This is a genomic window from Pseudomonas meliae, from assembly GCF_001400515.1.
Classification (GTDB): Bacteria; Pseudomonadota; Gammaproteobacteria; order Pseudomonadales; family Pseudomonadaceae; genus Aquipseudomonas; species Aquipseudomonas amygdali.
This window is the reverse complement of the sequence record NZ_LJQT01000260.1, coordinates 49051-59341: the sequence shown is the minus strand read 5'-3', so window position 1 is coordinate 59341 and position 10291 is coordinate 49051. Positions and strand designations below refer to the sequence as shown.

Genomic DNA, 10291 nt, shown 5'->3' with positions numbered 1-10291 from the left:
CGACGCAGAGCGTCGAGACCTGCATTCCCACGCGGGAGCGTGCGGAACGATAATCGCAACTATCGTACGACGCTCCGAGTCGTAAAGCCCAATGCTGGAGCGTAGCGATAACCGCTAGCGGTGTTCTGTCGTGCACGTACCGCTTTCTACACCTTCTTGTACAACTGGCTGCCTTCCTGCTTGAAGCGCTCGGCCTGCTCGGCCAGGCCTTTGGCGACATCGACTGCTTCGATCCGCTGGTTGGCGGCGTACTCGCGTACTTCCTGAGTGATTTTCATCGAGCAGAATTTCGGCCCGCACATGGAACAGAAATGCGCGACCTTGGCCGAGTCCTTGGGCAGGGTTTCGTCGTGGTAAGAGCGTGCGGTGTCCGGGTCCAGGCCAAGGTTGAACTGGTCTTCCCAGCGGAACTCGAAACGCGCCTTGCTCAAGGCGTTATCACGGACCTGCGCCCCTGGATGGCCTTTGGCAAGGTCCGCTGCGTGGGCAGCGATCTTGTAGGTGATGATCCCAGTCTTCACGTCATCCTTATTCGGCAGCCCCAGGTGCTCTTTGGGCGTGACGTAGCACAGCATGGCGCAACCGAACCAGCCAATCATCGCGGCACCGATGCCCGACGTGATGTGGTCATACCCCGGCGCAATATCGGTGGTCAGCGGGCCCAGAGTGTAAAACGGCGCTTCGTCGCAGCATTCCAGCTGCTTGTCCATGTTTTCCTTGATCAACTGCATCGGCACATGACCGGGGCCTTCGATCATGGTCTGCACGTCGTGCTTCCAGGCGATCTTGGTCAGTTCACCCAAGGTTTCCAGCTCACCGAACTGCGCCGCATCGTTGGCGTCGGCAATCGAGCCAGGACGCAAACCATCGCCCAGCGAGAAGCTGACGTCATAAGCCTTCATGATTTCGCAAATGTCTTCGAAATGGGTGTACAGGAAGTTTTCCTGATGATGCGCCAGGCACCACTTGGCCATGATTGAACCACCACGGCTGACAATCCCGGTCACACGTTTGGCGGTCAGCGGTACATAACGCAGCAACACACCGGCGTGGATGGTGAAGTAATCAACGCCCTGCTCGGCCTGCTCGATCAGTGTGTCGCGGAACAGCTCCCAGGTCAGGTCCTCGACCGCACCGCCGACTTTTTCCAGAGTCTGATAGATCGGCACAGTGCCGATCGGCACCGGCGAGTTGCGGATGATCCATTCACGGGTTTCATGAATATGCTTGCCGGTAGACAGGTCCATGACCGTGTCAGAACCCCAGCGAATGCCCCAGGTCAGCTTGGCGACTTCTTCTTCGATGGAAGATCCCAGCGCGCTGTTACCGATGTTGCCGTTGATCTTCACCAGAAAGTTACGGCCGATAATCATCGGTTCCAGTTCGACGTGGTTGATGTTGGCCGGGATGATCGCGCGACCACGGGCGATCTCTTCGCGCACGAACTCGGCAGTGATTTCCTTCGGGATGCTCGCGCCGAAGCTGTGCCCCGCATGTTGCTGGGTCAGCAGGCCAGCGGCACGGGCTTCCTGAAGCTTCATGTTTTCGCGGATGGCGACGTATTCCATCTCGGCGGTAATGATGCCCTGACGCGCATAGTGCATCTGGCTGACGTTGACCCCCGCCTTGGCCCGGCGCGGGTTGCGCACATGAGCAAAGCGCAGCGCAGTCAGTTCGGCGTCGCTCAGGCGTTGCTGGCCGAAGTTGGAACTCAGGCCGGGCAGACGCTCGGTGTCATTGCGCGAGTCGATCCACGGCGAGCGAACATCCGCCAGGCCTTTACGCACGTCGATGATCACGTTGGGGTCGGTGTACGGGCCGGAGGTGTCATAGACCGTGACCGGCGCGTTGATTTCACCGCCGAAGTCAGTCGGTGTGACGTCCAGAGTGATTTCGCGCATCGGCACGCGGATGTCCGGGCGTGAGCCCTGAACGTAGATTTTCTGCGAACGGGTAAACGGCTGTACCGATCCGGAATCGACTTGTGCCGACTCGCTCAAATGGGCTGCGTTTTTTAGTGTTGTACTCATCACGGGCTCTCCAGACATCCGGTTGCGGATTTATTGTCGGAGTGACCTGACGTGACGGACGGGTGCACCAGTGCTGGTGCTGAGTATCGAAAGGAGACGTACGCTGTTCATTTTTTGAACAATCGACCCCGGACGATACTCAAGAGGACTCGCCGGGAGACGAGAAATCTTGTTCCCTACGCAGGCGCTAACCTGATCAGGTTCAACGGGATCCGGTTTAACCGATCTCAGCCTCATAGCAAGGCACCCCGACAAGAACGCGATCAGTCTATGCCGGGGCGCGGTCGCAATGCCAACCTATTTGCACAGGGCTCGATAAATGGCGCAAATCGCCGATTGTTGCTAAAAGAGTCTGGCTCTACACTCGCTAACCCGGTTTCTCTTTAAACCGTGATTACTTTCTTCATGAACAGGGAATGCCTCATGCTGCGCAAACTTTCGTTGGTTGTGGCCGTTTCGTTTGCGTCCAGCGGCCTGACGTGGGCAGCCGATATGCCACTGCCGACCCAGACAGGTCTGCTGAATGTCTATCAGAAGGCGGTGGACAACAATGCCGACCTTGCGGCATCCCGCGCCGATTACGATGCCCGCAAGGAAGCCGTACCGCAGGCCCGCGCCGGTTTGCTGCCGAACATTTCCGGCAGCGCACAAAGCAACAATACCCGCACCAGTATCGACCAGCCCAGAGCCGTGGCCACCCGTAGCGGTAACGTCTATCAAGCCACCCTGAGCCAGCCGATCTTCCGTGCCGACCGCTGGTTCCAGTTGCAGGCCGCCGAGGCGAGCAACGAGCAGGCGGCACTAGAGCTGTCGGCTACCGAGCAGAACCTGATCCTGCAAGCGGCACAAAGCTATTTCAGCGTGCTGCGCGCCCAGGACAATCTGGCCTCGACCAAGGCCGAGGAGGCAGCGTTCAAACGCCAGCTCGATCAGGCCAACGAGCGTTTCGATGTCGGCCTGTCGGACAAGACCGACGTGTTGCAGGCGCAGGCCAGCTACGACACCTCGCGTGCCAGCAGGATTCTCGCCAAGCGCCAGGTGGATGATGCGTTTCAAGCCCTGGTGACGCTGACCAATCGGGGATACAACTCCATCGAAGGCATCGTGCATACCTTGCCTGTGCTGGCGCCAACGCCGAACGATGCCAAGGCCTGGGTCGACACCGCAGCACAACAGAACCTCAACCTGCTGGCCAGTAACTACGCCGTCAACGCTGCCGAGGAGACCCTGCGTCAGCGCAAGGCCGGGCATGCCCCGACACTCGATGCCGTGGCGACTTATCAGCATGGCGACAACGACGCACTGGGTTTCAGCAACCCTAACTACACCGGGCGCAATTATGGCGGCGACGTCGAGCAGCGCAGTATTGGTGTGCAGTTGAATATCCCGATCTACAGCGGTGGCCTGACCAGTTCACAGGTACGCGAAGCCTATGCGCGCCTGAGCCAGAGCGAGCAACGCCGTGAAAGCCTGCGTCGTCAGGTGGTGGAAAACACGCGTAATCTGCACCGGGCGGTGAATACCGATGTCGAGCAGGTCCAGGCCCGCAAACAGTCGATCATCTCCAACCAGAGCGCGCTGGAAGCCACCGAAATCGGTTATCAGGTGGGCACCCGCAACATCGTCGACGTGCTGGATGCGCAGCGCCAGTTGTATGCCTCGGTGCGTGACTACAACAACACGCGCTATGACTACATCCTCGACAACCTGCGCCTCAAGCAGGCAGCTGGCACCCTGAGCCCGGGCGACCTGCAGGATCTGTCACGCTACCTGAAGGCTGACTACAACCCGGACAAGGACTTCCTTCCGCCCGACCTGGCAACCGCCGCGCAGAAGAACTTCGAGCGACCTGCAAAGCGCTGAGATTGCTGACCGATCTGGATGCTCTGCGCCCGACTTCAAGTCATGCAGCGCGACGCAGATTTGTGACGCGGAGNNCGTGAGGAACGATAGGCGTCTGGACGAGCTCAACTATCGTGCCGACGCTCTGCGTCGGCATGCAGTTCTGGACGCTCCGCGTCCTCCGACTCAGCGCCTGCCCATCAACCGCCCGATCCCGTCGAGCAGGCGTTGCAGCGCGCCCTGATTGGCCTTCATCACAGCCAGCCCTGCATCGGCCATGCTGCGAGCCTGCTGTGGCTGGTCGAAAAGCCCCTGCACGGCGGCGGCCAGCGTGGTCGCATCGCTGACCTCTTGCAACGCACCGGCAGTGCGCAGCATGGCGGCAATCTCGAGGAAGTTGAACAGGTGCGGGCCGCTGAGCACCGGTTTGGCCAGCGCAGCAGGCTCCAGCAGGTTGTGGCCGCCGTTAGGCACCAGGCTGCCGCCCACAAAAGCGATATCCGCCAGCGCATAGAGAAACAGCAATTCGCCCATGGTATCGCCCATCAGCACCGAGACGTCCGGCGTGACAGCCTGCGCGGATGAGCGCCGAACCGTCGCAAAACCCTGCTGCTGACACAGCGCATGCACGCTGTCGAAACGCTCGGGATGACGCGGCACCAGGATCAGCAGCGCATCAGGATGGCTCGTCAATAACGTGCGATGAGCTGAAAGAACGCTTTCATCCTCGCCTGCATGGGTGCTGGCGGCGATCCATACCGGACGCTGCGTCGCCTGCCATTGCTCACGCAAGTGCGCGGCACGTTCCAGCAATTGCGGGTCAATACTCAGGTCGAACTTGATCGAACCGGTCACTGCAACGCACTCGGGACGCGCGCCCAGATCACGAAAGCGCTGCGCCTCGACTTCTGTCTGCACCGCGAACCAGGCCATTTGCGCCAGCATCGACCGGGCAAGCTTGGCAAAACGTGCGTAGCCCCTCGCCGAGCGCTCCGAAAGCCGCGCATTGGCGAGCACCACGGGGATCCCGCGCAGGGCGCATTGGTGGATGTGGTTGGGCCACAGCTCGGTTTCCATGATGATGCCCAGCCGGGGCTGCACATGATCGAGAAAACGCCCTGCCGCCCAAGGCAAGTCATACGGCAGGTAGCAATGCTGAATGCGCGGTTCGCTGGCGAACAGCGCCATGATTCGTTCCGAACCTGTGGGCGTCATGCAAGTCACAGTGATCGGCAGTTGGGGGTATTGCAGCAGCAGCGCGCGAATCATCGGCGCGACCGCGATGCTTTCGCCCACTGACACCGCATGCACCCAGATACCACCGCGCTGCATGGCAGGCAGGCCGCTGGCGAACCGCTCGCCGATGCGTTGGCGATATGCCGGAGCCTTGCGCGCACGTAACCACAGGCGCAGGGCAACCAGTGGCAGGCCGAGATGAAACAGTAGGGTATAAAGGGTTCTAGTCATGGGCGCGGAGTTTATCAGCCCGCCATCACAAGTCGCTAGAATGCGCAGCCTGACGAAAAGGAATGCACCATGAACGCTTATTACCTGCTGGCTATCGCCGTTTGCGCGGAAGTCATCGCCACTACTTCTCATGAAAGCCGTGAAAGGGTTCAGCACTCCCCTGCCGCTGTTGCTGCTGATCACTGGTTATGCGATTGCATTCTGGATGCTGATTCTGGTGATGCGCACGATCCCGGTCGGCATCACCTACGCCATCTGGTCGGGCATGGGCATTGTCATGGTGAGCATTGCGGCGTTCTTCATCTACGGCCAGAAACTCGACCTGCCCGCGTTGTTGGGCATGGGCATGATTGTGGCTGGCGTAGCCGTCATCCAGCTGTTCTCGAAAACCGCCGGGCATTGAAAAGCCGATCCTTTATAATGCTCGTACTTTTTGCTCACTGAGGTGCTCATGCCATCGGTTATTTCCACTGACGTGCTGATTGTCGGGGCTGGCGTAGCCGGTCTATGGCTCAACGCCCGGTTGCGTCGTCAAGGGTTCTCGACAGTGCTGGTAGAAAGCGCCAGCCTGGGTGGCGGGCAAAGCCTCAAGTCTCAGGGGATCATCCACGGCGGTGCCAAGTACGCGCTGCACGGCGCGCTTTCCGGTGCCTCCGAGGCCATCGCCGATATGCCGCGCCGCTGGCGTGAAGCTCTCGATGGCAAAGGCGAGCTGGACCTCTCCGGTGTACGCCTGCTGTCCGAGGCCCACTACTTGTGGTCGCCAGGCACCATCGCCGGCAATCTCACCAGCTTCTTCGCCAGCAAGGCGGTGCGCGGCCGTGTGGATCAGGTCAAGGGCGAGCAATTACCGCCCGCACTGCAAAACCCCAAATTCAAGGGCAAGGTCTATCGTCTCGCGGAACTGGTGGTCGATGTGCCGAGCCTGATCGAGCGACTCGCCGAGCTGGCCGGTGACAGCCTGCTGGCCGGTCAGAATGTTGAGCCGCTGTACGAGGGCGATGAGCTGGTCGGGCTGCGCGTCGATGGGCGCGATATTCATGCCCAGCGCATCGTACTCAGTGCTGGCGGTGGCAACGCCGACCTGCTCAATGCACTTGGCGTATCGCAACCGCAGATGCAGCGCCGCCCGTTGCACATGGTGCTGGTCAAGGGCCCGACCCTGAAACCGCTGTTCGCCCACTGCCTGGGTGGCGGTCCCAAGCCGCGCATCACGGTCACCACCCACCCTGCGGCTGACGGCCAGTGCGTGTGGTACCTGGGTGGCGATCTGGCTGAGGCCGAGGGCGTGGTGCGCGAGCCGGACGCGCAGATCGCCGTCGCCCGCAAGGAGCTTGAAGCCCTGCTGCCGTGGGTCGACCTGAGTCAGGCACAATGGGCGACCCTGCGCGTGGACCGCGCCGAGCCTGCCCAGTCGGGGCTGGTGCGGCCAGACAACGCCTTTCTCGACAGCCAGCGTCGCCTGATGGTTGGCTGGCCGACCAAACTGGCACTGGCTCCGGACTTCGCTGACCGGGTTCTGTCGCAGCTTTCGAGAGATGGCATCCATCCGACACCGCAGTCACCACTGGTTGATGTACCAAGGCCGCCGATGGCCATACCTGTCTGGGATGAGCTGCTGCCATGAGCCTGAAAACCCTGCACGACCTGCATCGCCCGCTCGGCAATAGCGGCCTGAGCGTATCGCCCCTTGGCCTGGGCACCGTCAAACTGGGCCGCGACCAAGGCGTCAAATACCCCAGCGGCTTCAAGATTCCCGATGACCAGCAGGCGCAGATGCTGCTGCGCATGGCTCGCGACATGGGCATCAACCTGATCGACACTGCACCCGCCTATGGCACCAGCGAAGAGCGCCTGGGACCGCTGCTGCGCGGTCAGCGCCAGGACTGGGTGATTGTCAGCAAGGTCGGCGAAGAATTCGACAACGGTAAGTCGAGCCATGACTTCAGCGCTGAGCACACCCGCAAATCGGTCGAGCGCAGCCTGAAACGACTTGAAACCGATTTTCTCGATCTGGTGCTGGTGCATTCGGACGGCAACGACCTGGCGATCCTCAACGAGGCCGAGGTGTATCAGACCCTCGCCGACCTCAAGCGCGAAGGCAAGATTCGCGGCTTCGGCTTTTCCGGCAAGACGGTCGAAGGCGGCCTGTTGGCATTGCGCGAGGGGGATTGTGCGATGGTCACCTACAACCTCAACGAGCAAGGCGAGAAACCGGTGCTGGATTACGCTGCCGCCCACGGCAAAGGCATCCTGGTGAAGAAAGCGCTGGCCAGCGGTCATGTCTGTCTGACGCCGGGCACAGACCCGGTGCAGGCCAGTTTTCAGCTACTGTTTAAACATCCGGCGGTAGCCAGTGCTATTGTCGGCACCATCAATCCGTTGCACCTGGCGCACAACGTTGCAACTGCCGCTGCCGTGATTTGCCGTCAAGCCTGATTGAGGCGGCCGACCCCAACGCAAGAAGGAGCCGTTATGCCGCGAACACTGATCCGCAAGAACCCCAGCAACTTCAAGACCCTGCCGCTGTTTGTCGAGGCCACGCCGGAAGGCCTGAGCTACCAGAGCATCGGCATGCCGATGAACTTCGCGCAGACCTTGCAGCGGCGGCGCAAGATCGACGTGCCAGACACCGAACGTTTCTCCACCGAGCTTGCCAATCTGGGGGTGTCCGTTCGCCTTACCGTCAGCTGGCAGAATCGCGATTACTGGGTGCTGGTTCGCCAGCGTCGCCAGGACCGTGGCGACGTCGTACTCAAGCTGATCTCGGGTTATGTGCCGGCCCACGAACTGACCCTGCCACTGCATACCGCCATTCAGGAAGTGGCCGAAGAGTGCATGATCGAAACGCCTCAGGGCTGGCTGAGTGGACTGTTCAAAGAGACCTGGCTGCCTGCGCCATATGCCGCTGCGCTGCATTATCGCGAGGCCATGCCCTTTCGTCTGAGCCCGCTCTCCGGCGCAGCGCGGCCGGTGCGAAGCGGCAGCCTGACACTGCTGGAACGCCCACGGGCTTATGTGCATTTACCCACCGCGTCCTTGCAGCTGATTTACGACATGCGTCTGGAAATCCCCAAGGAAGCGCGCCCGGTCAGCCTTTTCCATGTTGATGAAGTGCTTGAAAACGATCAACTGGTCGCCCGCCTCAACCGCAGCAAACCCGACCTGTACCTGATGCCGCTGGAAAATGGAGTGCCGCTGCCCGAGCTGTACACGCTCAAGCGCGACAAACTGATCCCGGCTGGCACCCGAGGGCTGTACCTGGCCGAAAGTTTCGCCGCGCAGGATGGCTGGATCGTGCGTGAGGAACGAATTCGCTGGAAAGACTGGCTACGCCAGCAGGGCATGGCCCCACCGGCGAAGAAGTCAGGACTGAAACGCCTGACCGGAAAAGCCCGTGAGCTGCTGCACGCCATGAGCGGCAAGCTATGAGCCTCAAGCCTTTTGATTTGCCTTGGCTTACGGCTTGCAGCTAAAAACTATCCCTGCCCGCGGATCTTCTCGACAATTGCCGTAGTCGAGCTGTTTTCCACCAGCCCCAACACACGCACATCGCCACCGTACGCATGGACGATATCGGCACCGACCACCTGGTCAACGCCGTAATCACCGCCCTTTACCAGTACGTCCGGTTTGACGTGACTCAGCAGATTTTCAGGGGTGCCTTCAGGGAAGCTGATCACCCAGTCCACTGCACCCAACCCTGCCAGCACGGCCATACGCCGGTCGACACTGTTGATCGGACGGCCCGGCCCTTTCAGGCGGCTGACAGACGCATCATCGTTGACGGCAACGATCAGACGATCACCCTGCGCGCGCGCCTGCTCCAGGTAGGTCACATGACCCGCGTGGAGGATGTCGAAGCAGCCATTGGTGAAGACGATTTTCTCTTTGTGCGCGCGCGCATCATCGACCGCCAGCAATAGTTGCTCCAGCCCCAGCACGCCGCGCTCGGAACCTTCTTCACGCTGAATGGCGCGGCGCAGTTCCGGGGCGCTGATGGCTGCTGTACCCAGCTTGCCGACCACAATGCCTGCTGCCAGATTGGCCAGCGCCACCGCATGCGGCAGTTCCTCGCCCGCAGCAATCGCTGCTGCGAGAGTGGAAATTACCGTGTCACCGGCGCCGGTCACATCGAACACTTCGCGAGCGCGGGCTGGCAGATGCAGCGCCTGCTGATCAGGACGCAGCAGGGTCATGCCATGTTCACCACGGGTCACCAGCAGAGCGCCCAGGTCAAGCTCCTGCATCAGCTGCGCGCCTTTGGTGACCAGCTGTGCCTCGTCTTCACAATGCCCTACGATGGCTTCGAATTCGCTGAGGTTCGGCGTAATCAGGCTGGCACCGCGATAAATCGTGAAATCCTTGCCCTTGGGATCAGCCAACACCGGGATTCCGCGTTTGCGGGCAGCCTGAATCAGTGCCTGATGGTTTCTCAGCGCGCCCTTGCCGTAATCGGACAGGACCAGCACCTTGATGCCATCCAGCAGGCTGTAGACCTCTGCACTCAGTGCCAGCGGGTCAGTATTGAACGCCTCTTCGAAGTCGATACGCAGTAGCTGCTGATGGCGACTGATAACACGCAGCTTGACGATAGTGGGCTGATTGGCAATGCGCTGAAAACGCGCCAGCACACCCGCTGCTTTCAGGCTGTTGGCCAGACTTTCTGCGGCCTCGTCGTCACCCGTCACACCGACCAGCGAAGCCGGTGCGCCCAGTGCAGCGATGTTCAAGGCCACGTTGGCAGCGCCGCCCGGACGGTCTTCGATTTGATCGACCTTGACCACAGGCACCGGCGCTTCAGGGGAAATACGCGAGGTGCCGCCATGCCAGTATCTGTCGAGCATCACATCGCCAACCACCAGGACAGGGGCCTGATCAAAGCGCGGCATGGATAACTTCATGGAACTACCCGTACTTTAAAAATAGACAGGGGCGGAATCTTAGCACAG

At 60.7% G+C, this 10291-nt stretch carries 7 protein-coding genes, 1 pseudogene and 1 riboswitch; of the genes and pseudogenes, 5 read left to right on the top strand and 3 right to left on the bottom strand.

Going from position 1 to position 10291, the window contains the following annotated elements:
* Positions 1-146 precede the first annotated feature (146 nt).
* On the bottom strand, positions 147-2030 hold the full coding sequence (thiC, locus tag ALO64_RS12255) for a phosphomethylpyrimidine synthase ThiC (protein WP_044343236.1): 1884 nt from the start codon (positions 2028-2030) through the stop codon (positions 147-149).
* Between the two features lie 156 nt (positions 2031-2186).
* A riboswitch (TPP riboswitch) is annotated at positions 2187-2291 on the bottom strand.
* 162 nt (positions 2292-2453) lie between these two features.
* On the opposite strand from thiC, the gene ALO64_RS12250 reads away from it, so the two are divergent.
* The gene (locus ALO64_RS12250) at positions 2454-3893 is read left to right on the top strand and encodes a TolC family outer membrane protein (RefSeq protein ID WP_044343235.1); all 1440 of its coding nucleotides are present in this window, start codon (positions 2454-2456) and stop codon (positions 3891-3893) included.
* A 165-nt stretch (positions 3894-4058) separates the two neighbouring features.
* On the opposite strand, the gene waaA is transcribed toward ALO64_RS12250, so the two are convergent.
* The gene (waaA, locus tag ALO64_RS12245; RefSeq protein WP_044343234.1) at positions 4059-5339 is read right to left on the bottom strand and encodes a lipid IV(A) 3-deoxy-D-manno-octulosonic acid transferase; all 1281 of its coding nucleotides are present in this window, start codon (positions 5337-5339) and stop codon (positions 4059-4061) included.
* Between the two features lie 69 nt (positions 5340-5408).
* On the opposite strand from waaA, the pseudogene ALO64_RS12240 reads away from it, so the two are divergent.
* The 4 genes and pseudogenes from ALO64_RS12240 (at position 5409) to ALO64_RS12225 (ending at position 8771) form a co-directional block, all read left to right on the top strand.
* Positions 5409-5742 (top strand): annotated as a pseudogene (locus ALO64_RS12240) (SMR family transporter).
* 48 nt (positions 5743-5790) lie between these two features.
* Complete coding sequence (locus tag ALO64_RS12235; RefSeq protein ID WP_002551788.1) at positions 5791-6966, top strand: NAD(P)/FAD-dependent oxidoreductase; 1176 nt, start codon at positions 5791-5793, stop codon at positions 6964-6966.
* Positions 6963-7778: an aldo/keto reductase gene (locus ALO64_RS12230; protein ID WP_044343233.1), complete on the top strand. Its 816-nt coding sequence runs from the start codon at positions 6963-6965 to the stop codon at positions 7776-7778. Before ALO64_RS12235 ends, ALO64_RS12230 begins: the two co-directional genes overlap by 4 nt.
* 36 nt (positions 7779-7814) lie before the next feature.
* A complete protein-coding gene (locus ALO64_RS12225; protein ID WP_002551786.1) occupies positions 7815-8771 on the top strand; it encodes a hypothetical protein in 957 nt (318 codons plus the stop codon).
* 47 nt (positions 8772-8818) lie between these two features.
* Here the strand turns inward: ALO64_RS12225 and hldE are convergent, their stop codons facing one another.
* Positions 8819-10243, bottom strand: coding sequence for a bifunctional D-glycero-beta-D-manno-heptose-7-phosphate kinase/D-glycero-beta-D-manno-heptose 1-phosphate adenylyltransferase HldE (gene hldE / locus ALO64_RS12220; RefSeq protein WP_044343232.1), 1425 nt, complete (start codon positions 10241-10243; stop codon positions 8819-8821).
* Positions 10244-10291 lie beyond the last annotated feature (48 nt).

Coding starts and splice junctions, on each gene's coding strand:
- thiC (WP_044343236.1), bottom strand. CDS start 2,030: ATGAGTACAACACTAAAAAACGCAGCCCATTTGAGCGAGTCGGCACAA.
- ALO64_RS12250 (WP_044343235.1), top strand. CDS start 2,454: ATGCTGCGCAAACTTTCGTTGGTTGTGGCCGTTTCGTTTGCGTCCAGC.
- waaA (WP_044343234.1), bottom strand. CDS start 5,339: ATGACTAGAACCCTTTATACCCTACTGTTTCATCTCGGCCTGCCACTG.
- ALO64_RS12235 (WP_002551788.1), top strand. CDS start 5,791: ATGCCATCGGTTATTTCCACTGACGTGCTGATTGTCGGGGCTGGCGTA.
- ALO64_RS12230 (WP_044343233.1), top strand. CDS start 6,963: ATGAGCCTGAAAACCCTGCACGACCTGCATCGCCCGCTCGGCAATAGC.
- ALO64_RS12225 (WP_002551786.1), top strand. CDS start 7,815: ATGCCGCGAACACTGATCCGCAAGAACCCCAGCAACTTCAAGACCCTG.
- hldE (WP_044343232.1), bottom strand. CDS start 10,243: ATGAAGTTATCCATGCCGCGCTTTGATCAGGCCCCTGTCCTGGTGGTT.